Origin of the sequence: Psychrobacter sp. WY6, from assembly GCF_018448495.1 — a bacterium.
In the GTDB taxonomy this organism is placed as follows: Bacteria; Pseudomonadota; Gammaproteobacteria; order Pseudomonadales; family Moraxellaceae; genus Psychrobacter.
The window spans coordinates 2,653,002-2,679,516 of record NZ_CP049902.1 but is presented as its reverse complement, the minus strand read 5'-3'; the positions used below and the strand labels follow the sequence as shown (position 1 = coordinate 2,679,516).

Here is a 26,515-nt window from a genome sequence, read left to right as displayed (position 1 = left end):
CATTTACGCCGAGCTTCTGGTGAAAATCCACCTGCTTGAACAGCGTAATGAGCACCTGCAGCAACAGCTTGTTCAAACAAACACAAGTCACGATCAACTACAGCAGCTTTTTAACCAAGTGGTTGAAGAAAACCACAAGCTGTATGAACAAGTGCTTGAACTCATCGAAAAACAAAAGCGGCTTATTCACCGGCTCTATGGACAAAAAAGCGAAGGCATCACTGCCAGACAAACCCACTTAAATTATGAGGCCGCGCAAGAGGACTTAGCGCAGCTTGAACAAATCCGAGATGACTACCTTAGCGGCTTAAGCCAAGATGAGCTTGCCAAGCTGCCTGCGATTGAACGTACTGAGGCATAAACCCTCATTAATGAGGGTGAGCTTAAAGCCGCCAAAGAGATCACAGATGAGCTGCCAGCTTCAGCTACTGATCAGCCTAAAAAAACAAAGCGTGCCAAATACACAGTGATTCCTGACAACCTTGAGGTCAAAACCCAGGTTCATGAACCACTTACCGTCTGTGACTGCGGCTGTCAAATGAAGCGAATTGGAGAGGATAAACAGGACAAACTTGGACTCATCCCTAAGCAGTTTTATATTGAGCGTCACCTCTACCCTAAATGGGTATGCCGTGAGTGTGACATCATTCATCAAGCGGCTGCCCCAAGCAGATTATTAACAAAAGCATCGCCACCCCAGAGCTGCTTGCACATCCTTATTAGCAAATATGCAGACCATCAGCCTCTATATCGGCAGAATATTATCTATCAGCGAAGTGGGGTAAATATTCCCGATGCCACCATGGCAGACTGGGTGGGACGCTGTGGTGTTGCCATGGCACCTTTAGCGAATCGCTTGCATTCGCTGTTACTGTCTGAGCCTATCTTACATGCCGATGAAACACCGGTGTCTATCATGAAAAACCCTGTGAAAGCCGGCAGTAAATCATTAAAGAAAGGCTATGTTTGGGCGTATCTCACTCCACAGCACGGTGCATTAAAAGCGGTGGTGTATGACTTTGCCCAGAGCCGTCGTAATGAGCACCCTAAAGCCTTTTTAGACAAATGGCACGGTAAGCTGATTTGCGATGATTACAGTGGATATAAGTTTTTATTTCATCAAGGCGTGAGCGAAATCGGTTGTATGGCCCATGCACGGCATAAGTTTCATGAATTGCACGTTACTGGACAAAGTATTATTAGCATTGACGCATTAGCGTTATTCGGGCAGTTGTATGCGGTTGAACGTGAGATTGATGAGCGATTTGAAAAAAACACATCCCCAATGCCAAGAGACCCCCAGATAGTCCGGAAAATCAGGCAAGAGAAGCCAAACCGATTGCGGATAAGCTGCACCAATGGTTACAAGAAAAAAGACATTTAACCACTAAGAATGCCAGTATTACTAAGGCGATTGATTATTGCCTGAAACGTTGGCAAGCGCTGACTTGTTATTTGGATGATGGGAGGTTGCCGATTGATAATAATTGGGCGGAGAATCAGATGCGTCCATGGGCACTTGGGCGTAAAAACTGGTTGTTTGCCGGTTCGCTACGAAGTGGGCAGCGTGCTGCAAATATTATGTCAATCATTCAATCCGCTCGCTTAAATGGCTTGGATGTGTCTGCCTATTTGACAGACGTGCTAAGACGCCTGCCTATTCAAGATGATCTAGATGAGTTGTTACCTCATCTCTGGATGCCATCGCAATAGGGGATGGTCGGATGCTTACGCTCAATGAGCGGCAAAGGCAACTGTTTCGATAACGCTCCGATAGAAAGCTTCTGGGGCGTATTAAAGAATGAGCTGGTATATCATCAAGACTAAAAAAGGTTCACAGCCATCAATGATATTATCAGTTATATCGAGCTGTACTACAATCAGACGAGGATCCAAAAGGGTTTGGGCTATCAATCGCCAAGACAGGTGTGGTTTGATTATTATCGTCAAGCTGCGTAACTAAAATCTCCCAAGTTTAAGTCTACGGGATTGACGGCAGGGGTCAAAATGATTGAGGGGCCAGAGTATGTTGAACATTACGTTGATTTTGTAGATGGTATAAAATATCGTAATCAGCTACTAGATGGATACATATTTAAATTCAGAGGTGAATCGTCAGGTGCTGAAGATGTTTTAAAGTTTGCATTAAATGCAGAGGTGGCGGCTATTGGGCCGAACTTTACTACACGCACTATGGAATACTTGGGTGAAATGGCAGATATAGGATTAACTTACAGACCTTAAAAAAAAACAATTACTTGTATGTTGATTAAACGTTAAGCTCAACTCTCTAATCGCTTTCATGGTTAGAGGGTTGAGCTTTATTTTAATATCATTGTTGTTTTGCATTTCCTTAGAATATTAAGTCTTCGGTAATGATAGCAGCGAAGTGTAGACGTAGGTAGGTTTAGGGTGACAACGTGACAAGCTATATACTATATAGCGTCCAGTCATTTTATATTCGTGACTTTTTAATGCTATCCATAGCTTATAATGTGCTGAAAGGTATGTATCTAATAGCATGTCACGTTGTCACGTATAAAGGTGCAAACCTTAATATTAATTACCCCATCTTAGCAAAGATAAAAATAGTATCCATTAATAATATTAATAGGCAGTAGAATGGCGGATTTAAAAAATAAAATAATTACATTGTAAGAGCATTTAAACCATGGACTGGTAGGACGCAAAAATGAAGTTAAAGCAGGCTTGTAACCTTACTAGGGCGTGTACCATTATTCATCTTGCAATGAATAATGGTACACGCTAGGTAAAGCATAGACTTAAAGTTGCGAGCCAACTTCTCATAGCGAGTGGCTATACTACGGAAGTGTTTAAGCCTTGCAAACATATTTTCTACTAAATGCCGTAACTTGTATAAATAACTATCAAATTCTGGATTAGACTGTGTGGCATTTTTCCTTGTAGGGATGACAGGCACCATATCGTGGGTACGTGCTTTGTCTCTGATGGCTTCTGAGTCATAGCCTTTATCAGCGATAAAGTAATCAGCTTGTCCAATCATGTCAATCAATTCACCTGCAACTTGACTGTCGTGGACGTCACCCCCAGTGATTTTAAAATCGAGCGGATATCCATCGGCATCACAGGATAGGTATATCTTTGTAGTTGCTCCGCCACGGCTTTGTCCAATTGCTCGATCTTCACCAAGCCGAGCTCCACTTGCATGTTGGTGACAGCGTATATAACTTCCGTCGATGAATACCCACTCCGTATCAATTTCTGCTCAAAGGCTAAAAAAAATTTCTCCCACAAACCCGTTTTTGACCAGCGATTAAAACGGTTGTAAGCGGTCTTCCACGGGCATAATTCTTTAGGTATGTCTCGCCAAGGAGCGCCTGTACGGAGTTTCCAAGGAATGGCTTCCATTACTTCGCGGTTATTCTCTTTTTGATAGCAACCATGTTGTGCCATAGTCGCTTGTAGCTGCTCCCAAAGGTTATCGGTTAATGCTTGTCTGGCCATCTTTAATGAATACCTATCGATCGCTAAAATATAACCTTTATTTTAGCGACTATTACCCCTTTTTCCAATTAGGGACACGCCCTAATAAGTGCACCAGGTACAGCAAAAAGCTTATTGGCACATCGTGTTGTTGGCTGTTTGCAATCTACTGACAAAAATGATGCTAGCCCAGTTTACTTTGAATACTTGCTAACAAAATTTTCAAACCCCAATATCAACCAACCTAGCTGAGAAAATCTGAAAATAGTAAAATCTCACTAAGCCCAGACGGTAAGGCTCGGTGGCTTTCATATACGATAAAGCCTATTGCTCTAATTTTTACAGTGCTTAGCTTTGATAATGTTGTACCTTAAAAAATAATGGTTTTGCCGTCTGATAAGTGAAAGCAACACTATCGAAATATTACTCACTCATAAAAAACCTGTTTAAAAACCTTATTTTCAGTTGAAGCTATTGATCTAACTAACCAGCTTTAATAACTCATCAAAGCTGTCAATCACGCCATATTTCACAGTCTGATCTACAAGGCCGTTATTCTCGCCAGCCTTTAGGTTTAGTGCATCAAAGAACTTTTTAGCACTCTCTATCCGATACTTTTCTTTTTCACGTAAGTCAGCGTCTATCATTGAGCCTTTGGTTTCAGCCACAAAATAAATATGACGCACTTTGCCTTCGTTGAAAGCAATGGCCCAGTCAGGATTGTAGTCGCCCACTGGGGTTGGTATTTTGAATCTATCAGGCAGCTTGGCATATACCGCTACATCGTCAATAGCACCTTCTAGCTCCTGAGCGAATCGTTTTTCAATGCTTGAGTCCGTCGCTACATAGTCAAAGACATGTCGGCTAACTTTTAGCGAGTCACTAGGAACTTTTTGATTCGACACAAAAATCTCACTAAGCGGGTAAGTCTGGTCGATCGTATAGTAGGTCAGCCCTTGGATAACCATTTTGATACGTGCTTCATTAATAAGGCGAGCCACTTCACGTATAAAGGCTTCAGGGTTATTTTTGAACTGCGCAAAAATTGCGTTGTTGATACCTTTTAAAATAGCCACGATACTACGACGGGTAAGATCCGTCTGTTCACTCAGTGAGCCTATTAAGTCGTATTTCACTTGTGAACGTATAGAAACATCTGCTGATTCAGTCGAGGTGGTAGGGTTGCTAAATGACTGCCTAGCGGTCAGTTCTTCATGAGTGATAGTATCGCGCTGAGTAGATTGAGCGAGCTTATAGCTAAGTGATTCTACAAAGTTATTATTCCTTTGCTTTGCTGCTGCTTCAACGGATTGAATGCTCTGCGCTATAAGTTTTCCACTATCGATCTTAATCTCAAATACTGCCTTGTGATTAATACGGTTCCATAACTCTAAGAATTCTTTTCTCTTAAAATTATTCTCATTGATAGGATTGGGTGTTGTCTTGTTATCATTCTCGGTCATACCTTCAAGGTCTTTGGGATTAAAGATACCGCCGATTAGTTTTACTATTTGATTTGTTAAAGGTACAAGTGCCTCTGGTAGCGGCGCTAAGCTGTCATTATTAACAGCTTCATGATAGCTATCAGTGATATGTTTATCAAAATCTATGTAATCATTTTTAATAAGATAATGGACAATCATATCAGCATCACGCTCGCTTACCTCATGCTTGCTTCCATCATCTAGCGTTAGTACTTTATTATAAAAATAGTCTTTTGTGGCTTTAGTAGGTCGGCTAGACAAAGCTGCTGCCAGCTCTTTCTGCAAGTTAGTCACAAAGTCGGTGTAGCTTTCATTAGTGACGACTGTGAGGTTGTTGATACGATGAATATCACCTTTGGACAAGTGATTGGCATCCATACGCATACCGTCTTTGCGTACTGCCAAACGCAAGCCTCGTCCCACTTCTTGCCGGCGAGAAATGGTGTTTTCAGAATGTTTTAGGGTACAAATGACAAATACGTTAGGATTATCCCAGCCTTCTCTTAGGGCAGAATGTGAGAAGATAAAGCGAACACTTTTTTTGTGGCGAGTCTCTTCTGAGTCGTTTGGCTCAGGAAAGGACAGTAAGCTTTCTTTATCTTTTAAAATAAGGTCATAAGCGTCGATATCATCGGTCAGACTGACTTTACCACCCAGCTCCTCATCTACAAAGTTTTTGGTTGTAGGATCAACCATCTGTTGGCTTTTTTTATCGACTGAGAAGTAGCCATTATGAGTACGGTCAACGTCAATCTCACCTAGATAATTAAGATAAGCATCATTTTCTACATTCAGACCTATCATATCATCAACCAGTTGCTGATATTGTTCAACGAATATTTGAGCATACTCACCATCAATACGGTTGCCCTCATCGTCGTACTGACGGTATTTTGCGACTTCATCAATAAAGAATAAGCTCAGCACCTTAAGGCCTTGATTAAACAGCACGCGTTCTTTGTCTAGATGGGCACGAATAGTCTCGCGTATCTGAATAGTACGCATTAGCTGCTCATCGATTTGGCCAAGTGCCTCACCAACATGAATTTTTATACCATTAGTAAAAGTCAAAGACTGATCGCGAGCGTCTATTTCAGCGACGACGTAACGGTCTTTGTACTGTGTGGCTTGGTTGGATAGTGTGTATAGATCACTACCTTTTTTAACACGACGAACACGACGCTTGACGCCTGATTTGGTTTTTTCTTCGATATCAAGCCTAGCCGTAGGGTCGTATGAAGACACTTCTATATCTTGTAGATACAAGTAGCTATGAGCGCCAGACAATCCTTTGACTTCAACACCTTTGACGGTAATCTTTTTGACTAGCTTTTGATTATAGGCATCTAATGCATCTAAGCGATAAGCCAGATTATAGTCGCGCTTATGGGTCGCTGAATAACGTATAATGAATAGAGGGTTGAAATAACTCAGGCTTTCTAATGTATTCTTAGACTGCATTTTTTGAGGTTCATCAAGAATAAGAATAGGGCGGTTGCGACGTATCACATCAATAGGACGACGTGAGCCAAAGTCATCCATTTCAGCATAAATCTTACGGGCGGCTTTATTGTTAGCGCCTTGCTTTATGGTATTAAAAGCTTGAACGTTAATTATCATTGCCCAAACATCTGAGCTTGAGCTAAAAGTTTCAAGCTCATGCAACTGGTCAGAGTTATAAATAAATGATCTAGGCTTTTTGCCAAACTTTTCTTGGAAGTGGTTAGCTGTCATCTCAAAGGTTTTTGCTACGCCTTCACGGATAGCAATGCTCGGTACGACGATAATAAATTTTGACCACCCATAACGCTTATTTAGCTCCATCATAGAGCGGATATAGCAATAGGTTTTACCCGTACCCGTTTCCATCTCAATGTTTAGGTTGATAGCACTAGTGGTTAGGTTCTGTCCTTTACCGCCTTTAGTAGAGGTGTCATCCGTGATTAGCTCAGATGACTGTGGCAAGCCTTGGCTTGCTTGCACACGTTTTATGTTCTCTAATATTTTTGAGGGGTCGTCAATAGGCGCATTGGCATAGCCAATATGCAACTCATCATATAGCGATGGCTGCTTAGTGCTAGGCGCCTCATTCTCAGTGAACAAAGATAAGGTCTCACCTTTCGGTTTAGGTAAAGGTTTTTGCTTGCCTTGGTCAATGGTATATCGTTGAGCAACTTCTTTCGGTTGCCCCTTAAAGCAATCTGCTACCGCATTCACCGCATCAAGTTGATACTGGAGCTCTTTGAATTTAATTTCCATTACTCAAATCCTTAGATGAACTTTACTTGCGTATCAGGTGATAGTTGCGCAAAACGTGCTTTGATATTGGTTTTGTCTTGGTCATGGGCTATCGCCAGCTCACTTGAGACAAATTTCAGCGGTTTGTCCTTTGATATCTCATCTATTAAGTCAGTCGTTAGCGTGTCAAAACATGCGACTAAACTATCCATACCCACGTAATAGACTAAGCTACCTTGGATGTCTTTGACTTCTATAGGTAAAGATAAAGGCACACCCCAATCGAGCATTACTTGAAATAGTAAATCTTCTCCAGTGCGATCATCTTTTATATGTGACTCTAGGTTATCTAATGTGGCCTGTTCATAGTTATCGGGCGTGTAATAGACGTCTTTCATGTTGGTGCTATCAATTTTTAGCACGCGAAAACCAATATCTAAATCTTCGATGCCGTCTTTATCCTGGTTATCAGCTAAGATTTTTTGACCAGCACGGCGGATACGTTCTTTAGATATTTCTGCTATATTAGGTTCAAAGTCATTATCTAAACAAAACTTATAAGCGTCTTTCTGTTTATCAGGATTGATTGACTCATTTAGTTGCACCATTACAAATTTACGATTTCCGTTATCTTCAGCATTCAAGTCCATGACCGCATGAGCAGTGGTAGATGAGCCTGCAAAAAAATCTAGGACTAACTCATTTTTAAGACTAATTGATTTAATTAGGCTTTTAATTAATAAAGTTGGTTTAGGGTATGAAAAGTAATTTTTCTGTTGGAACAAGTCTTCAACTTCAATGCCTCCATTACTTTTTAAAGATAAGATAGACCTAAGTAAAAAATAATTTACGTCATCTAAAAAGGTAATTGAACTTGGTTGAGTGTGCTCATCTTTAGCAAACCATATTCCACCACAAGTAAAACTTCCATCATGTCTTTCAATAATATCTTTATAAAGGCCGTCCTCAATCCCAGCGGCTGTATTAAAAGTACTTTGTTTCCATCGCCACCCTCTTTCAGGGATTTTAACAGGCTTTCCTGTTTTGGGATGAAGCACTTCATATCTAGGGCCAAAAGTATCAGCATTTGGCCAACTCATGTTGATTTTACCCCATAGTTTGTAATCATCATTTAATGAGTTGTATAATGTAATCCCCTGTCATACGACCCTTTTTGTATAGCTTTTTAATTTCTTTTTCAGCATCACTAATCGAAAACTTTTTATTTTTCACTTTGTTTAAAACTGCGTATATTTCACTCAACCCATCTTTTAACATTATGAATTCTTGTTTAACGTCACTGTTTTTCACGTAAACTAGCAAAAAGTCATGTATATTTCCTATGCCTTTATCATTCTTAGGAACACGTTTATTCCATGTAATACATTCTATAAAGTTTTTTTCACCATAAATTTCATTGCAAATTTTTTGGAGATTAGAAACTTCTCTATTATTTATACTAATAAATATAACGCCATCATCTTTTAAGAGGTTTCTTGCTAACTTTAAGCGACTATACATCATGGTTAGCCAATCAGAATGAAAACGACCATTGCTTTCTGTATTGGTAATTAAGCGATTACCTTCTTCATCCAATTGCTCTGAGCGTTCTAAGAAGTCGGCTGTATTCTCAGAAAAATCATCTCTATAGATTTGATCTTCTCCCAGATTATAAGGTGGGTCAATGTAGATCATTTTGACCTGACCTAGATAGCTCTCTTGCAGTAGCTTTAACGCCTCTAAGTTATCACCTTCTATAAATAGGTTTTCGGTCGTATCAAAGTTGACACTCTCTTCACGCGCTGGGCGCAGCGTCTTGGCAATAGGGGAGTTGGCTTCTAATATCGCTTGACGTTTGCCCGGCCAGTCTAACCGATAGCGCTCTTGCCCGCCCTCAACCAATGACTGTGACAGCTCTTGACGTAGCAAATCAAAATCTACCGCCTTTTTTAGCTTGCCGTGTTCATCCTCTGACTCAGTGATACAGTTGGGGAATAGCGCCATGATTTTTTGCACATTGTCATCGACTAGGTTAGGGCTGTGCATGTCGAGAGTATCGCTATCATGTTTGTTTGCTTGGGAGGCGTTGGTCATCTAGGTCTTCCTAAATCTGGTGAGTATGAATGAAGTACGACAATTGGTTGTAGCAATTATTTGTAAATAAGTTTTATTAATGGGCTTTATTAATGAGCTGAGTAAGCTGCTCTTTCAGCTTGTGCAAACGCATATTAAGCTCAACTTTGCGGTTGAATTGAGGCTCTTTTTTGACCTTTTTTTGAAGTTGCTCGACCTGCTTTGTCAGGCTCTCGACTTGCTGCACATGCTTAAGCTTATCTTCTATACTCATCGCAGTACTGATAGAGACGGTAGCTGTTGGGTTTAGCTCTGCTTTTGCAACGATACTCAATTCAGTAGAAGGCGCGTCACCTTCAATGGCTTTTGGCTTAATGTGCTGACTAGGTGGCTTTGGCGTATCAGTAAGCTTATCCGTCACGGCATCATTAATAATACTAGGAAGCAGCTGCTCGATCAGATGGTTATATAAATCAGTCAGATTAAGTATCAACGGTAACGGCTCACGTTGATCGCTGGCGAGCCATTCTGAGCTATAGTATTTATTTAGCACGATCTTTGATTTATCTGCTTGGTTCGTACGCTTGTAAGCAGCAATAACTTTGACCCGATCATTATGGACAATCTCAAAGATAACGGGAGTCGGTATCAGTTTGTCGATATACTTGAGGATACTTAGGTCTATATCAGCAGTGCGAGCAACAATTCTAAATATTTGCACTTCTTGAAACAGAGTATCGGTTTGAATATTTAGCGAGCCAGCAGAGAGCTTATATGCCCAAGTGATTTTCGCCACTCCATCGATAAACTTTTGCTTAAGCTTACTGTTAGCAGCGCCTTGCTCGTAGAGCTTGTTTTTGGGTATGGGTCTATCAACGGCAGCCGATTGAGGATATTGGTATAAGATCATAAGTCGCTAGCAATGCTTGTATGTTGAGTGTTGTTTGAAGTGAGCTCTTCTACCACAACAAACCCTATAAGTTCAAAGTCATTAAGCTCATTTATGTCATTTTTTAGAGCGGTAGTCGTCATACCGCTGAATAAGCTATCGATATCTTTGTCAGCTTTGACTTCCTTGATCGCTTCTATAGCTAAGTCTAATAGTAAGCTATAGTGACTCATATCTTGACCATCAGCGGTGCGCTTATTAAAGGTCTTGCATACCTCTAATATAGGTTCAGGCTGCCCACGGCACGCTTGTCTAGCCAAGCTAAGCAAGTGCTTCGCTTGGGTATAATCTGCTATGACTTTTCCGTCGTTATCAATATATATCAGATAATAAGGGTATAGCTGGTTAGTTTTCTCGGCATCAGTTTTATGATTTGTGCGTCCGTTAGCTTGAGCTAGCTCACGTGCTTTTAGGGCAAAAATGACACCGGCAGGTAGTCCTAATTTGTCATTGGCAGGAACGACAGCATGCAATCCGTTAGGCAGTCGCTTTAAGTTAGGGTTCGCTTCTATATAGCTAAGCAAATCCATACGAAAATCATTAAGACCTAAGTCTGTAATAGACACACCTGTATTAGCGTCTTCTAAATCAAGCACTTCAGTCTGCATACGTTTTAGTTGTTCATGTCGGTAAGCGATATCATTGGCTTTAGCACTGAGTACGTTATCATCACCTGTACTGGCCATATCGACAATAATCATGCGATTTTCAACGCGCTCACGCAAGTTAATGTACTCATCTAGGCTGATATCTGGCCAGTAGTTCACCAGTTGAATTTGATCGTTGGTAGAGCCGATACGATCTATTCGACCAAAGCGTTGAATGATACGTACAGGGTTCCAGTGAATATCATAGTTGATAAGATAATCGCAGTCTTGTAAGTTCTGCCCTTCAGAAATACAGTCGGTGGCTATTAAGATATCTATCTCTCTAGTTTCGTCAGGAAAGATGTCATCTTTCTGTTTAGACTTAGGCGAAAAAAGTGTCAATAAACCCTGCATATCGTAGCCCTTACGGCTCCCGACCATACTCTTAATGGTAGTGTGATTTTCACTACCAGTGATCTTAGCGGTATGTAAGCTAAAGTCGTGCAACAATTCTGGAGCTATATGCTCGTATAAATAGTTAGCAGTATCGGCAAAAGCAGTGAATATAAGTACTTTTTGGTTGCCAGAGTTTATAGGATTATTAATTTTATTGATAAGGTGTTTTTTGAGGTGTTGAAGCTTATGATCACGCTCTGGCGTGACTGTACTAATAGTGGCGATTAGTCGTCTGACAACAGCGTAGTCTGCCTCCAAGTCTGTGTGCCACTTTAATATATCCATGTCATCAAGATGAACTTTAAGCTTACCACCCACCCAATCATTAGGATTAACTGGCTCATCAAGCCCTTCATCATAGGCGTCATCATCGTATCCTGTACCAATATCGATAGATAATAGATCATTACTTTTTCGAGCCTGATACTCAGCGATGCTAGATAAAGCTTGCTCCAAGCGATTTTTTAAGTTGTGCAATGTTAAACGAAACGCATGAACAGAGCTCTCTAAACGTTTGAGTAAGTTGACCGTCATCAATGCTTGTAAGCTTTGTTCTCGATCTTGTTGTTTGAATTGTCTTTTACCTTCGATCTCAGTGTCATATAGGTCTTCGTATTTCTCTAAAGCGCTAGGAAATATACGTGAGCGGTGCATACACAACCATTCTAATTGAGGCTAGTTCTTTGTAAATCTGATTGAAGGCAATACTATTGTCTTCAGTAATGGCACAGCGATATGAAAGTGGCGCTAAGCGTGTCGGGAATTGTCCAACTTCTTTGGTGTCGTAGAAGCGCTGAATATGCTTACGTGAACGTGCAATAGTGACGCTATCTAAGAGTTTGAAAAAGTCAAAATCGAGCATATCTAATATGGCTTTAGTGGTGCGATGCTCCACTGGCAGTTTTGACCAGTTGTTGAAACTTGCCTGAGCATTTCGGAATATAGTGTCAATATCTCGCTTAGTATCGAGCTTATCATCTAGATTCTTACTATTCCTTCATAGGCTAACGCCAGCTGATTTTTTAAATCGTTAAAGCGGTTGTTTACTGGCGTGGCTGAAAGCATCAGTACTTTAGTCTTAACGCCTTGCTGTATGACTTGCTCCATCAAGCGATCATAGCGAGTCTTCTTATCTTTGAAGTTCTCGCGGTTACGAAAGTTGTGCGATTCATCGATAACTACTAAATCATAGTTGCCCCAATTGATTTTCGCTAAGTCTATCCCTAGGGTTTCACCGCTATTTCTAGATAGGTCGGTATGAAAAAGCACATCGTAATTGAAACGATCTTTAGCAAAAATGTTGGTGGTCAAATTGGCGTTATAGTTAGTCCAGTTGGCACCAAGTTTTTTAGGACAAAGTACCAAGACACTTTTATTGCGCAGCTCGTAGTATTTGACTACGGCAAGTGCAGTGAACGTCTTACACCTAAACCAACGCTGTCAGCTAGGATACAACCGTTATAGGTTTCAAGCTTATTGATAATGCCTACGGCTGCATCAGTTTGGAAGTTATAAAGCTTTTGCCAAATCAATGTATCATGATAGCCTGTTAGGTCGTTAGGCATAACGTCTTCATTTAGATCTTCAAGAAACTCTTTAAAAACATTATAGAGTATTAGAAAGTATATACGCTCAGGATCATTCTCTTGATATACCGACTCAATATGGCGAACAATCTCGTCAGTAATATCAGTCACCTTTTGCTGATCCTGCCATATTTGATTAAATAAATTCAGGTAGGGTAGCGCATAGTCTGAATCAAACCGATTGACCATGTTCGAGACAGCGTCGCCTTTTTCATAGCCCAGCCCAACAGGAGTAAAGCCTTGAATAGGCATGTAAGTAAATAATGATGCATTGTCTTTAACGCATACAAACTCTTGCATGGGTGAGTTGGTAGTATTTGACTTAAAGACCGCTTTTTTGCGTATCCATTCGGCACATTCTTTAGCAATCGCTTTTTGAGTCAGCTTGTTCCTCAGATGAATCTCAAACTCAGTGCCATATAGGCTGTCTTCTCTATTGAACTTAGGAATGACAAACTCACGCTTTTCTTTTTTGAACTTATCGGTGACATCATTAGGTACAAAAGTGGGAGAGGTAAATAAAAACTGCATCCCATCGATATTCTTAAGCTCTTGCTTTAACGCTGCATAAGCATAGATAGAGAAAATGAGGCGGCTATCTGTAACTTAGAATCAGTATGCAAGTTTTCTTTTATGTCATCGCCAAATCTGTGGTTCAAGTTATCTATAAGTTTCATGGGTCAACTATTGGTCTTTATGAGGTGAGTGCCGTATAGCAAAGGCAAAATTTGTAGCCATTTTAGATGACATCGGTAGGAATCTAAAGAGCTATAATGAAATAAAGATATGAACCTCAAGTTACTAATACTCAGCTAAGTAAAATACAAATACTAGAACATGCTCCAAATTTCATATAGGCTAGCTTCAATAGGGTTAGACAAAAGAAAAGGACTGAAAACTGTATTAAACAGATTTCAATCCTTTGTGTACGCTTTAAAATCGGGAGTAATGCTACGATAAATAACGTGTGAAAGCATCATTAAGGTCATTGATATCGTAACCTTTACCTCGTACTTCCTTACCGCGTAGGTCAAGCGTCCTCATATCCTTAGATGAAATCTTGAATTCACTTAGTCTTTTAGCAATTTGATGTAAAGTTATAGGCTTGCCATGATTTAGAGTTGACCAGATCATCTCTGGATCTCTACATAATCCTGCAAGCAAGTCTCTACTTAAAAGCCTGTTGGTTCCATATAGATTAAAAACGATTTCAATATCGGCTAAGAGCTGCTCATTTAAACTAGGTTCATCGCTTTCAATACCAGAAATTTCGATACAAGCATTATGAGCCTTTTCCAGCCAATCATCACCTAATATCATAGCTATTTTCAGCAAAATTTCCCAGTTGTCCTGTGCCCGATCGTTGATATAAGTAGGTAATACTGGCTTTGCTGCTTTGACAGCTGCCATATTATCATTAGACCACCTAGCAAGCTGCGATTGGATTTTGTTAGTAGTATCTACAGACAGATCACGCACTCGTTTTTTTGTCTCATTTTTCATTTTACGGCGTAGCATGAGCGATATTGAGCGATCTATTAGCGTGTCAGGAATTTTGCCAATACCGGAAATCGCTTTAGCACTATAAACATTGAATGTTATTAATTGGTGATCATCACCAAAACAGCGCGTAATGTTTGAGCCATCACGACTATGACCTGCATTTAGTACACCTCGTATGCCCTCATCATCATTGAGAAACGTGTCAACCTCATCAATGAATAATGTTGGTTCATAGGCTTCAATGCAACGAAATAGTGCTGGCCCTGTGATGTTAGATGTTGATAGCGACTTTTTGCTCAAACGGCTCATTAGTTTTAAAAGCGTACTTTTACCGCAACGCTTTTCCGGAGCATTAATCCAAGCAATAGGTAAAATATCACTTGCTGGAATAAGCCATGTCATTAGTATCCATAATGTAGCAGCCACTCTAACTGCATCAGTGCAAGCGATATGATCTTCTATTATCTGATATATTAGACTAACTATTAAAGCAATATTTAATACTGGTTCTGAGCTTGGCTGAGTATAAACAACTAAACCTTCATCTTTTCCAACGTCTAATTTATTCCTAGCGCTTTTCACCAATTGATCAAACGCCTTTAATGTTACATTTAAGAACTTAGCAGTATCAATTCGTGCTAGCTGATAATCTAGCTCTGGCAATTTAGCTATATTGTTAATAATGGCTTTTGCTTCCTCTGAGCTAATTTTCGGCACATTTTGTGGTAAAATATCTAATGATGGCTGGTCTATGTCATCTGTAGTAGTTTCTGAAAGCTTAGCATCTTGCAGGATGCTTGGCTTTTTTATTGGGTCAACTGATCGCTCATCAATTGCCTCAGGAGGTGTAACCTTGTTGTTTTTACTCATGATTATGCCTCCTTATCATTAGAAGACGTAGAATGGCTCTCAATCCATGCTAGAACCTCAGAGTTTCGCCAGGCCACCACGGTTGGAGACAGTCTTATGCTGGCAGGAAACCTACCATCACGACTCCACTCATGTAAAGTCGTTCTCGAAAATGGTAAAAAAGGAAGGATGGTTTTGCTCGTGACATGCCCTGGACAGGTAACGTACTAATTAACTCGTTTTTTAATGACTCGTTACAGTCATTATGTTTATATTGATCGTACATTTTATTTCTCCATACTTACGGCAGCGACATGCTGCGGTAAGTATGGAATGATAGTGATATACGTTAAATATGTCATCGCAAGTTGCGATCACTAAATCGCAAATTTTATTGTTTGTCGTTTTTATTAGCATTAGCAAAAATATCTTCAATATTTCGTTTACCAAGTTTTGGAATCTTCTCATTTATAATATGCTGAATTAAGCCAGATTGAGTCGGTTCACCTGTGCTCTTAAGGCTATCGCTTTTGAAATGATATGCATTAATATCAGGGTTTAGTAACAAATCTTTAAGAACTAATATCAATGAGTAGACACTATCTTTGACATCATTTTCTGGCTGTTGAGACTGAGATTTTCTCAATTCTTTTTTAAGTGTCTCTATCTCTTTATGTTGCTGACTGATAGTTCTACTTGCAGATGATAGCTCCGATTCTAGTTTAGGAATGAAGTGACTATTTTTTATAATACTAAGAATGTATAGTAAATCATGCTTCGCAAATAGTAACTCACAGTTCTTTTCTAAATTCACGCTTTGATTTTCATCACTTTCAATTGCATATAGTATGTAACCTTCTATTTCGTCATCATTCAAACCAGAGTCGTTTAAGTCAAACCATATAGCTTGAGAAACAGGTCTCTGATCACCTAGGGCGTGTCATCAATTAGCATAGATATTTCAGAATAAGCTATACTTAGATCGTATTTAGGAATTTGAGCTCAATGACTATGACAAGACGACATGCCCTACGTGATGACCAATGGGAGAGAATTAAAGACATTCTACCTGGTAAACCAAGTGACGTTGGTATTACTGCAAAGGATAACCGCTTGTTCGTAGAAGCGGTTCTGTACCGTTACAAGACCGGCATACCTTGGCGTGACCTACCTGAACGCTTTGGCGACTTCAGAGTGATTCATACTCGTTTTAGTCGCTGGTCAAAAAAAGGCGTATGGGAGCAGGTTTTTAATCAACTCTCTGAACAATCCGATGACGAATATGCCATGCTAGATGCCACGATTGTTAAAGCCCACCAGCACAGTGCTGGAAAAAAAGGGATCAAGCCATTGGACGCAGCAAAGGTGGACTGACGACTAAAATACATACTCGTACAGATGCGCTAGGCAATCCTACTGGCTTTTATCTAACAGGTGGCGCAGCTCATGACCTGTGTGGCTCAGATGAATTGCTTGATGTCAGTATTAGCCAAACGTGGCTTGCCGATAAAGCTTACGATGCTGATGCCCGCGTTATTGAACCGATTAAAGCAGTGCAAGGTAATGCAGTTATACCATCTAAGTGTCATCGGCTGCAGCCAAGAGACTTCGATAAAGAGCTTTTAAAGCACGGCACCTAATAGAGAACTTCTTTGCCAAGATTAAGCAGTATCGTGCGATTGCCACTCGCTATGACAAGTTAGCCTGTCATTTCTTAAGTGCGGTTCATCTAGTTTCTTGTGTCGTTTGGCTTAATTGATGACACGCCCTAGAATAACTTCGATTCCTAACGCAGATTGTACAATGTTTAGAGGGGATAATTTAAACACTCCTTCAGTAAACAATTTTGCTCCAGCTGTTTTAGTAGCAAACTTGTCCTCAAAAGAAGATAAAAGTTTTTTAACTAAATATATAATGCTATCTACGTTTAACGCAGAATCATAGTAATGCGGCTCAGTCAATTCTCCAACTTCTAATTTAGTCATCTCTTTTTTGATAGTATTGGTTAAAGAGTTTATTGTTGACTCTCTATTCATTGAGATACTTTGAGTTACAAAGCTGACTAATCCTTTGTATTTGACATATGGCGTAAGTTGATTTGTATTGATTAAGCGCATAATAGCTTCATCATTACTAAATGCCCTATCATTTGTTGCAGCTAGATATTTTCTAACTTCTTCTATAGTGAAGAAAGGTTTAGTGTCATCAGACATATTTTTCCTTAAAGTTTGAACTTTACATAATTTACAAAGACAGGTTGAAATTTAACTTAGCATATAAAGAGGTTTCTTTAAAAAACGATTTTCAGCTTAAAGATTCCGTCAAATTCTAAGAAGGGTTAAGAACTAATTTAATAGATGTACAGTCAATTGTATTTATATATCAGCATCTATATAGGCTGCCCATCTTTTCATCATATCTTTACGATAGTCTAAATGCTGAGCACCGTTATATGCTTTACTAATCTTATTTTCTTGTTCATGAGCCAGTTGTAACTCAATAGCTTCATGCATAAACCCCTGCTCATGAAGGGTAGTACTTGCCAGCCCTCGGAATCCGTGCCCCGTCATCTCTATTTATAGCCCATCTGGTATAAAGCATTTATAAACGCATTTTGGCTGTAAGGTTTGCGAGTTGAAGGGTTGTAGAATACATACCGCTCTGAAAAATTCAGCTCTTTAATTTGTTGTAATATATCTATGACCTGTGGTGCAAGAGGCACAATGTGAGGTCTATCCATCTTCATTTTGTCTGCAGGTATACGCCAAATTTTATCGTTCCAGTCGATCTCTGACCATTCCATGAACCTGAGCTCATTAGTGCGCACGAAGGTATAGCATAGAAACAATAGACCTAATTTAACAATGATATGACCTGTGTAACTATCAATGTCGCTTAAAAGCTGAGGCAACTCTTTTGAAGTAATGCGACTGTGGTTTTTAGTTTTATGCGGTTTGATGGCTGCTGATAAGTCTGCTGCAGGATTTGATGTTGCCATACCAGTACGAATAGCATGCTTAAATATCTGTCCAACTTCTGCCATAATTCGTCGCGCCATTTCATTAGCGCCGCGTGCTTCAATATGCTTACCGATTGTCAAAATATCAGGTGACGTAATGTCGTCGATTAGCTTATGTCCTATAACTGGTTTAACGTCACGCATGTAGGCTGAATAGTTACGGCTAAACGTACTAGAGGCTAAAAAGGTCTTGCGGTCTGCATACCAGGCCTGGGCAATAGTATCAAAAAGCCTTGAACCATCTTGTTCAGCAAGCTTTTCTTTTTTCTTATCTTTAGGGTTAATACCTTCGTTAATCTGTTGCTTTATTTCTAGGTTACGCTGGCGTGCTTGTTGTAATGTGATTACTGGATATTTACCTAAAGTGAGTGACTGCTGTTTACCTTGCCAGCGGTAAGCACTGACCCAGACTTTGTTTCCAGTGTGTCTTACCCACAGTTGAAGGCCATCGCCATCACTGTGCTTGTCAGGGCGGCTAGGGGTGCATTTTTCACTTGGGGTTAGTCTGTTGATAATCGTATGAGTTAATGGCATGTTGGTATATCTCCACGTTGGTATAATCTATACCAACAAATATACCAATATTCTATATGGTTCGCCACATACCTATACTTTCGCAAATCTTGTAAAACCCCATAAAAAAGGCTTGCCGCATCGCTGCGAACAAGCCTGATTCAATATGTGGTGGGCCCAGTAGGACTTGAACCTACGACCAAAGGATTATGAGTCCTCTGCTCTAAAACTGAGCTATGGGCCCTAACGCTAGACGGACAATGATACCTGAATTTTTTAATTTTTCAAGTAAAAGATAGGTAGTAATCAAGATATTTTTTTATGCTCTACTTTTCTATTAAATATGACTACCAGCCAATGTCAGGCTGCGACCACCATCAGCAGTAATATAATTGGCCTACACGAGGTACAACACACTATGGCCAATCTCGTCAGGTCGACCTATACGCTGCATAGGAATTGAGTCAATGATATCGCGCTGCTGCATCTTTTTAAATTTTCTTAACATTGGTTTCGTACTTGCAAGTGTTCAATTCTGGCTTGTCGTAATGCTGCACCAATCGCAGGGCCTGTTAGCGCTGAGTCAATATCCTGCATACTAATGGCATGAAAGCTATTCAGCGCTAGCATTATCTGACGGTGCTGTGTTGCCAATTGCAACACGTGGCTGGTCACTAATAGCTGCGATAACTTATCAGGCTCTTTATGAGCGCCGCAAGTTTGTATGAGATCAATTTTTTCAGCCGTGCTTAAATGGTGTATTGTGCTTAGCTTTGCGACTTGCTGAGCGAAGAGATTCGAAAATTGAGTGTGTGCCTTTGGTACCTTAGCGGCGTTGCCTATATCATTGATACCTTTTATATTGGCTGCTTTATTTACGTTTCATTTGTATGTTCTGAGGTAAATAAAAATGAATTAAGGCTACTCATTAATAGCGCCCAACGTTGTGACAAGTTCAATTTCATTTGCCCTGCGAAATATAGCGCAGTCTGTACCGTTTCACGTATCTGAGTATTAGTCCAAGCTTCATGTAGTGGGGCAAAATATTCTGTGAGCGCACCAATCTCAAACAGTTGTTGCCAGTATACCTGCGGTGATAGCTGCATGGTTGCACGGCTAGATTCTTGCCAAATGCGCTCTGCACTTAAATGCGCAAGCTCTCCAGAGTCAACTAATTGGCGCATCAACGTCAAAGTTTCATCAGCAATGACAAAACCTAGGTCATAATAACGGCTATAGAAGCGAGCGGTTCGAAGCACTCGTAGGGGGTCTTCGCTAAATGCATCTGATACATGATGCAAGGTTTTACTGTCTATATCAGCCATGCCACCATAATAGTCAATGACGTCACCGTTGATAGGCGTATCATCAGTTAAGCTGGTGACTTCTACCGCCATGGCATTAATCGTCAAGTCTCGACGTTGTAGATCCTCTTTTAAGCTGACATCAGGACTGGCATGTACGCTAAAGCCTTTATACCCCAAGCCTTCTTTGCGTTCAGTGCGTGCCAGTGCGTATTCTTCATGGCTACTAGGATGCAAAAATACAGGGAAATCTGCACCCACTTGCTGAAACCCTGCATCAAGCATTTCTGCAACAGTTGCACCAACGACGACAAAATCTTTATCTTTAATAGGACGTGCTAACAGTTGATCGCGTACCGCGCCGCCGACAAGGTAAATTTGCATGAATGCCTCTATCTTTTATTTTTATTGAGCAAGTGATGACTGATACTGAATAAGGCTACGTTGCGTCTTAGCCAATGTATAACAAGCAAAAAAAACCAGACAACGCTATTTAATAGCATTGACTGGTTTTAGTATAGCAGACAGTCTCTATAAATGAATAACAGAGACCATCTCGATAATACATACTACTAGGTAGCGCAGGATATATTACTGATTTTCGCTCGCCAAATCTTGAGCTTCAGTAACGGAAAGAGCAGTCATATTGACGATACCACGTGCAGTTGCTGATGGTGTGAGAATATGTACCGGTTTGCTAGTACCTAATAAAATAGGACCAATAGAGGCGCTACCAGTTGCTGTCTTGAGTAAGTTAAAGGCAATATTTGAGGCGTCAAGTGTTGGTAAGATGAGCAGATTTGCAGCACCTTTCAACGGACTTGATGGCATGTTGTTTAAACGAATATGTTCATTCAACGCGGCGTCACCTTGCATCTCGCCGTCGAATTCAAAGTCTACATTCATATCTGTCAGCAGTTCATAGACCTTGCGCATTTTCACAGCACTGGTGCGATTTGAAGCGCCAAAGTTAGAATGAGAAACGAGCGCGACACGTGGTGTAATGCCAAAGCGACGTAATTGATCAACCGCCAAGACAGTCATTTCAGCCAATTGTTCAGCCGTTGGATCTTCGTGGATATAAGTATCGGCGATGAAAATATTACGATCTTGCATGAGTACCGCATTCATAGCATAGAAGTCGTTCACACCTTCTTTTTTGCCAATAACGCTTTGTACATATTTTAAGTGCAACTGATAATGGCTAAACGTACCACATACCATGCCATCTGCAGCGCCATTTTCGACCAATAGTGAACCGATCAACGTGGTCTTACGACGAACATCACGACGAGCAAGTTCAATACTCACACCAAGACGTTTGTTCTTCTCGTAGTAACCCTGCCAGTAGTCTTTATAACGAGGATCGTCATCGATATTGACGATAGAGATGTTCACACCATCTTTTAGACGTAACCCTAGTTTTTCGATATTGGCTTCGATGACTGAAGGACGACCAATTAAAATAGGTTGTGCTAGCTTTTCATCAACGACCACTTGCACAGCAAGTAAGATATTATTGTCTTCACCTTCACAGTAAACGATACGTTTTGGATCGGCTTTAGCGCGAGCAAAGATTGGTTTCATCACGAATGCAGAGTTATAGACAAACTCAGACAGACGCTGACGATAAGCTTGCATATCAGCGATAGGTAAGGTTGCAACGCCTGAGTCCATCGCAGCTTGAGCGACCGCAGACGCGATCTCGATGATTAGGTTTGGCTCTAAAGGTCCTGGAATCAGGTAATCACGACCGAAACTTTGCATTTTTTCAATGTTTCTAGCGCTGGTGGTTGGCGTTGCTTCAACGTGTGCCATCGCAGCGATAGCTCTTACACAAGCGACTTTCATCTCTTCGTTAACAGTCGTGGCACCAACATCTAATGCGCCGCGGAAGATGTAAGGGAAGCATAAAGCGTTGTTTACTTGGTTTGGATAGTCTGAGCGACCCGTTGCCATGATGACATCTGGACGTACGGCGTGCGCCAATTCTGGCATGATCTCAGGCGTTGGGTTAGCAAGTGCAAAGACGATAGGGTCTTTTGCCATACGGCGAACCATATCTTCAGATAACGTGCCAGGCATCGATAGACCAAGGAACATATCGACATCATCCATCACTTCGTCGATAGTGGTCGCAGTCGTCTCACGGGCATAGCGCTGTTTGGTTTCGTCAAGATTTTCACGAATGGTGGTGATGATACCGCGTGAATCTGAAACAAAGATATTATTTTTGTTCACCCCAAGTGCGCAAATAATATCTAAACAAGAAATAGCTGCAGCACCAGCACCTGAACAGACGATTTTAATCTCTTCGATTTTTTTGCCAGTAATCAATAGCGCGTTGAGCATCGCTGCTGCAACAATGATTGACGTACCATGTTGGTCATCATGAAATACTGGAATATTCATGCGCTTACGTAATTCACGCTCAATTTTGAAACATTCTGGTGCTTTGATGTCTTCTAGATTGATGCCACCGAAAGTAGGCTCAAGAGAGGCAACAGCTTCGATGAATTTGTCTGGATCATTTGTGCAATTTCAATATCAAACACATCGATACCTGCGAATTTTTTGAATAGAACCCCTTTACCTTCCATTACAGGCTTCGATGCCAATGGCCCGATATTACCTAGACCCAGTACCGCTGTACCGTTGGTGATAACACCAACCAAGTTGCTACGGGCGGTATATTTAGCCGCTAACGTCGGATCTCTTTGAATCTCAAGACAAGGAACTGCCACACCTGGTGAATAGGCAAGTGCTAAGTCACGTTGGTTTGCCAACTGCTTAATAGGGGTGACAGAGATTTTGCCTGGACGTGGGAACTCATGATAATGTAAGGCAGCTTGTTCAAACTGCTCTTTTTCTGTACTAAGGTTATCCGTATTCAAAGTGGTATCGTCATTCATAATAATTGCCATGGTTAGAATAAATTGGAATAAAGTAAATGGAGATAAAAATAACGTTTTACCCTCAAAAAATCATGGAATGATAATCATCTAAGGGCAAACGTGACGCTAAACAGTTAATAATTCAAAGTGTCAGGATTAGCGATTAAGCATTGAGCCAAAAAAGTAATCTAGCAAAAACAGTTATTCTAGCACTATTGCCAATTCACTGCCTAGTCAGCTGCCGTGAACGGCGAGAATAATATAGTAAAATGATATTCATTATTTAGCCAATTAATAATGCCAAAAAATAGGGTTAAATATCAACCTTAATCTTATAATGTTTCAAAATATTACAGAATAGCAGTTTAATAACATATCATTAAGACGAGCAACTAATCGGCATTTTCGGCGCATGTGGGGTAGGCGGCATCGTGTCAAGAAGGGTAGCGATTGCTTGTACCTGATAAGGGTTAGCCAGTAAATCGAATACTCGACTCACTTCTTCGAACTGTTCTTGTTCTGCTGCCGTAATGGCACGCTGCGCCATACTATTACGCAGTACATAAACAGGATTATTGTGCTGCATATCATCGATAACTTGCTCAAGTGGCAGCTGCTGTATTTGAGCTATATAACGAGTCGACCAATCTTGCCAGACTTGTTGGGCATCATCGCTAAGCTCATTCATCATGGTTGACAATAGCTGCTCTTCATAATGGTGCTCATCTGGCGCGACCAAACTGAGTAGCGCACGAAAGCTATTGGTATAGTCCAGCAAGTTGTCTTCTAACAAGGTTAACCATTCGAAAGCCAAGGTTAGACTCTCTTTTGCATGCGGCAGCCCAAGTCTACGACAAAGCCCTTGCTGATAGTGCTGCATAAATGTGGCTTCATAAGGCGCTAGACAGTCTGCTAACGCCTCACGTGTTACGCCCTCTAAGCGCATAAAATGTGGCAGCCAAGCATTGAGATTCCAGTGACCAATAGCAGGTTGATTCTGATAAGCGTAGCGACCAGTATGATCAGAGTGGTTGTTGATCCAAGCAGGATTAAAACGCTCCATAAAACCAAATGGACCAAAGTCTAAGGTGCTACCAGTGATAGAGAGGTTGTCAGTATTCATCACGCCATGAGCAAAGCCAATCAGTTGCCAGTCAGCAATCATTCGTGCGGTTCGCTCAACCACCGTGGTTAAAAATGTCAGTATGGGAGCGTCACTATCACGGCACTCTGGATAATAAGTGTCGATCATATAATCAGTGAACTCAGCGAGTAAATCAGGAGCAAAGCTGGCAATCCACTCGATATGACCTAAGCGAATATGACTATCAGCCACGCGCATCAATGCCGCACCTGCTTCCATGCGCTCACGGCGCACCCTCGTATCGGAGACAACAAATCCCAAAGCATTAGAGGAAGGAACACCTAATTGTGTAAGGGCATGACCACATAAATACTCGCGAATGGTACTACGCAGGACAGCACGCCCATCACCCATCCGCGAATAAGGCGTCAGACCAATGCCCTTAAGGTGCAAGTCTTGCAATTGATTATTGTGATCGAGCACTTGTGCCATCAGCAAGCCGCGCCCATCACCCAATTGACCTGCCCATTGCCCAAATTGGTGACCCGCATAAACCATGGCCAATGGCTTAAAATCCGCTGGCACGTATTGACCACTGAGTATCTCTACCCAATGTGTCATCAGATCTTCATCATCTGTCCAGCCTAACTGCTGCGCAACTTGCATGTTGAAGTGTCCAGCACGTGGATTGTCCAGCGGCGTCGGCGGTTGCTCATGATAAAGGCGTGTGTCTAGATTGATATAGGTATTTTGATAGCGCATACAAGCCGTTCCTGCTTTTGAAGTATAAGTAAAGTGTAGGGGCGATAAAAGCACTATAGCATAGCCTTGATATTACATCGTTTCACTCTGTCCATCTCTTGTAATAGCGCACCCAAAAACCATGAGCAATATTGAATGCATTTAGCCTATTAAACAAAGATATTGCTTCCACTTGTCCTTTTTATTTTCATAAATCAATGTTCGACACGATCTATAAAGGATGAGCAAAAAAATCCCTCTATCTGTAGCAGATAGAGGGAAGGAGAAGCTTTACAATTATCGTTCATCACAAAGGTAATAAAATACAGTTTAATAATCAGCGATTATGCCGCTTTTTTACTTATGCCGATAGAGCGAAACGCAGTTTTTAAATTGCTATTATGCTCAAGAATTTTTTGTTCAATTTTGGCATAGTCATGCTTTAGCTCATCTTCCACTTCATGCAAGCGATCGGCATATTCTGTCTTTTTCAGCTCAATCGTTTTGGCTTTGAGTGCTTGCCATTCTTCAACAGTCTGCATAAAGGCATCATATTCAAACTTAATACGATCTTGGAAGCTTTTCATGGCATGAGGAAGATCAAGACCGCCCACTGCTGCCGTATCAATCTGCTGCTGTGCCGCTTTAAATTGCATTTGTACTTCTGCATGCTTGATAGTGGTGTCATCAACGGTACGTAGCTCACTGGTTAAGCCCAGCTTCGACAAGCCAGCAATCAACCATTTAGTAGGATCATACTGCCACCATTTTACACCGTTACGATAATCGTATTGGAAAAAGTGATGGTAGTTATGATAACCCTCACCCCACGTAAATATAGCTAAGAAGAAGTTATCACGGGCAGTATTGGTATCCGTATAAGGACGCGTGCCAAACATATGACAGAGCGAATTAATAAAGAAGGTAAAGTGGTGCGTCAGTACCAGACGTAGTAAGCCTACGATGACTAAAGTACCCCAAACATCACCCAATAACCAACCGATCGCAGCGACCACACCGATGTTCAATGCCGCAACCCAGAGACCATAATATTTATGCTGAATCTGTAAGGTTCTATCTTTGGTTAGGTCAGGGATATTTTATAGTCAAATTTACCGCTAGGATAATTGCGTAGCATCCAGCCCATGTGACTAAAGAAAAAGCCACGCTTTGCTGAGTACGGGTCTTCTAAGCGGTCATCGACATGACGATGATGCGTACGGTGACCAGAAACCCAATCAAACGCTGAACCTTGTACGGCAAAGGTAGAACCTAGCAATAAAAAGTTTTTGACAATCGGGTGCGCTTTATAAGCACGATGCGATAGCAGGCGATGGTAACCCGCCGTAATACTAATGCCTGTCCATACCATAAAGGCACCAAATACGCCCCAAACTGGCGCGCTAACATCATGAGTAAACAAATACCATGGTGTAATGATCGCAGCAGCAATAGGTGTGGCTACTAGAATAGTCGCTGGAATCCAGTTGATCGGCGCTTTTGTAAACTCAAACTCGCGCATATCAATGCTGTCTTCTTTAGTAGCGACATCTTGCTCTCCCGCAGCATGAGCGTAGTTGCGTTTGGCAAAGGCGGCTCATTAAGCGAGCTTGCAGTTTTACTCTCGTCAAAACGTGTCTTAAAACGTGTGGCTTGAGTGCTGGCGGCTTTGATAAGCGTATCACCAGATTTGATAGCGAAACGTAAGCCTTTAAGCGGTAAGCCAAGTGCTTTTTTTGCAATCATATAATATCCCTAACGGTATTAATT

14 protein-coding genes, 1 tRNA gene and 7 pseudogenes are annotated in these 26,515 nt (G+C 41.0%); 4 read left to right on the top strand and 18 right to left on the bottom strand.

Going from position 1 to position 26,515, the window contains the following annotated elements; genetic code table 11:
• Window position 1: 1 nt before the first annotated feature.
• The 3 genes and pseudogenes from tnpC (at window position 2) to G7Y90_RS13290 (ending at window position 2,244) form a co-directional block, all read left to right on the top strand.
• Window positions 2-1,713 (top strand): annotated as a pseudogene (gene tnpC, locus G7Y90_RS19225) (IS66 family transposase).
• Window positions 1,714-1,734: 21 nt separating this feature from the next.
• Window positions 1,735-1,959: pseudogene (locus tag G7Y90_RS13295) on the top strand (integrase core domain-containing protein); the annotation flags it as partial.
• A 48-nt stretch (window positions 1,960-2,007) separates the two neighbouring features.
• Entirely contained in the window at window positions 2,008-2,244 is a 237-nt protein-coding gene (locus G7Y90_RS13290) for a hypothetical protein (RefSeq protein WP_200663584.1), read from the top strand.
• A gap of 454 nt (window positions 2,245-2,698) precedes the next feature.
• Here G7Y90_RS13290 and G7Y90_RS13285 read toward each other — a convergent pair.
• From G7Y90_RS13285 to G7Y90_RS13245, 8 genes and pseudogenes are all read right to left on the bottom strand, one after another.
• Window positions 2,699-3,486 (bottom strand): IS5 family transposase gene (locus tag G7Y90_RS13285; protein WP_502937361.1). Its coding sequence is split into 2 segments (ribosomal slippage): window positions 2,699-3,246 and window positions 3,246-3,486, totalling 789 coding nucleotides; the frame shifts between segments, so codons are not numbered across the junction.
• 458 nt (window positions 3,487-3,944) lie between these two features.
• Window positions 3,945-7,208 carry a restriction endonuclease gene (locus G7Y90_RS13280; protein ID WP_250162594.1) on the bottom strand — a complete coding sequence of 1,088 codons (3,264 nt, stop codon included), beginning with the start codon at window positions 7,206-7,208 and terminating at the stop codon, window positions 3,945-3,947.
• 11 nt (window positions 7,209-7,219) lie between these two features.
• Window positions 7,220-9,233 (bottom strand): annotated as a pseudogene (locus G7Y90_RS19220) (site-specific DNA-methyltransferase).
• Between the two features lie 124 nt (window positions 9,234-9,357).
• Window positions 9,358-10,170 (bottom strand): DUF4391 domain-containing protein, encoded by an 813-nt coding sequence (locus tag G7Y90_RS13265; protein WP_250162593.1) that lies wholly within the window; start codon window positions 10,168-10,170, stop codon window positions 9,358-9,360.
• Window positions 10,167-13,515 (bottom strand): annotated as a pseudogene (locus G7Y90_RS13260) (helicase-related protein). The gene G7Y90_RS13265 and the pseudogene G7Y90_RS13260 overlap by 4 nt, the downstream one beginning before the upstream one ends.
• A gap of 274 nt (window positions 13,516-13,789) precedes the next feature.
• Window positions 13,790-15,211 (bottom strand): DUF3631 domain-containing protein, encoded by a 1,422-nt coding sequence (locus tag G7Y90_RS13255; protein ID WP_250162592.1) that lies wholly within the window; start codon window positions 15,209-15,211, stop codon window positions 13,790-13,792.
• Between the two features lie 2 nt (window positions 15,212-15,213).
• Window positions 15,214-15,381, bottom strand: coding sequence for a helix-turn-helix transcriptional regulator (locus G7Y90_RS13250; RefSeq protein WP_250163999.1), 168 nt, complete (start codon window positions 15,379-15,381; stop codon window positions 15,214-15,216).
• A gap of 200 nt (window positions 15,382-15,581) precedes the next feature.
• Complete coding sequence (locus tag G7Y90_RS13245; protein ID WP_250162591.1) at window positions 15,582-16,067, bottom strand: hypothetical protein; 486 nt, start codon at window positions 16,065-16,067, stop codon at window positions 15,582-15,584.
• Window positions 16,068-16,201: 134 nt separating this feature from the next.
• On the opposite strand from G7Y90_RS13245, the pseudogene G7Y90_RS13240 reads away from it, so the two are divergent.
• Window positions 16,202-16,949 (top strand): annotated as a pseudogene (locus tag G7Y90_RS13240) (IS5 family transposase).
• Here G7Y90_RS13240 and G7Y90_RS13235 read toward each other — a convergent pair.
• From G7Y90_RS13235 to G7Y90_RS13190, 10 genes and pseudogenes are all read right to left on the bottom strand, one after another.
• Complete coding sequence (locus tag G7Y90_RS13235; RefSeq protein ID WP_250162590.1) at window positions 16,942-17,403, bottom strand: hypothetical protein; 462 nt, start codon at window positions 17,401-17,403, stop codon at window positions 16,942-16,944. The pseudogene G7Y90_RS13240 and the gene G7Y90_RS13235 overlap by 8 nt on opposite strands.
• Window positions 17,404-17,565: 162 nt before the next feature.
• Entirely contained in the window at window positions 17,566-17,703 is a 138-nt protein-coding gene (locus tag G7Y90_RS13230) for a hypothetical protein (protein WP_250162589.1), read from the bottom strand.
• A gap of 59 nt (window positions 17,704-17,762) precedes the next feature.
• Window positions 17,763-18,743 carry a tyrosine-type recombinase/integrase gene (locus G7Y90_RS13225; protein WP_250162588.1) on the bottom strand — a complete coding sequence of 327 codons (981 nt, stop codon included), beginning with the start codon at window positions 18,741-18,743 and terminating at the stop codon, window positions 17,763-17,765.
• A 148-nt stretch (window positions 18,744-18,891) separates the two neighbouring features.
• Window positions 18,892-18,966: transfer RNA gene (locus tag G7Y90_RS13220), tRNA-Ile, on the bottom strand.
• A 257-nt stretch (window positions 18,967-19,223) separates the two neighbouring features.
• Window positions 19,224-19,397 carry a hypothetical protein gene (locus tag G7Y90_RS13215; RefSeq protein WP_250162587.1) on the bottom strand — a complete coding sequence of 58 codons (174 nt, stop codon included), beginning with the start codon at window positions 19,395-19,397 and terminating at the stop codon, window positions 19,224-19,226.
• Between the two features lie 200 nt (window positions 19,398-19,597).
• Window positions 19,598-20,410: a tRNA nucleotidyltransferase/poly(A) polymerase-related protein gene (locus G7Y90_RS13210; RefSeq protein ID WP_284143746.1), complete on the bottom strand. Its 813-nt coding sequence runs from the start codon at window positions 20,408-20,410 to the stop codon at window positions 19,598-19,600.
• A gap of 207 nt (window positions 20,411-20,617) precedes the next feature.
• Window positions 20,618-22,950 (bottom strand): annotated as a pseudogene (locus G7Y90_RS13205) (NADP-dependent malic enzyme).
• Window positions 22,951-23,299: 349 nt separating this feature from the next.
• Window positions 23,300-24,766, bottom strand: a complete 1,467-nt coding sequence (locus G7Y90_RS13200; protein ID WP_250163998.1) for a protein adenylyltransferase SelO — start codon at window positions 24,764-24,766, stop codon at window positions 23,300-23,302.
• A 323-nt stretch (window positions 24,767-25,089) separates the two neighbouring features.
• A pseudogene (locus G7Y90_RS13195) lies at window positions 25,090-26,267 on the bottom strand (acyl-CoA desaturase).
• On the bottom strand, window positions 26,210-26,491 hold the full coding sequence (locus tag G7Y90_RS13190; RefSeq protein ID WP_250162586.1) for a hypothetical protein: 282 nt from the start codon (window positions 26,489-26,491) through the stop codon (window positions 26,210-26,212). The pseudogene G7Y90_RS13195 and the gene G7Y90_RS13190 overlap by 58 nt, the downstream one beginning before the upstream one ends.
• Window positions 26,492-26,515: the final 24 nt, after the last annotated feature.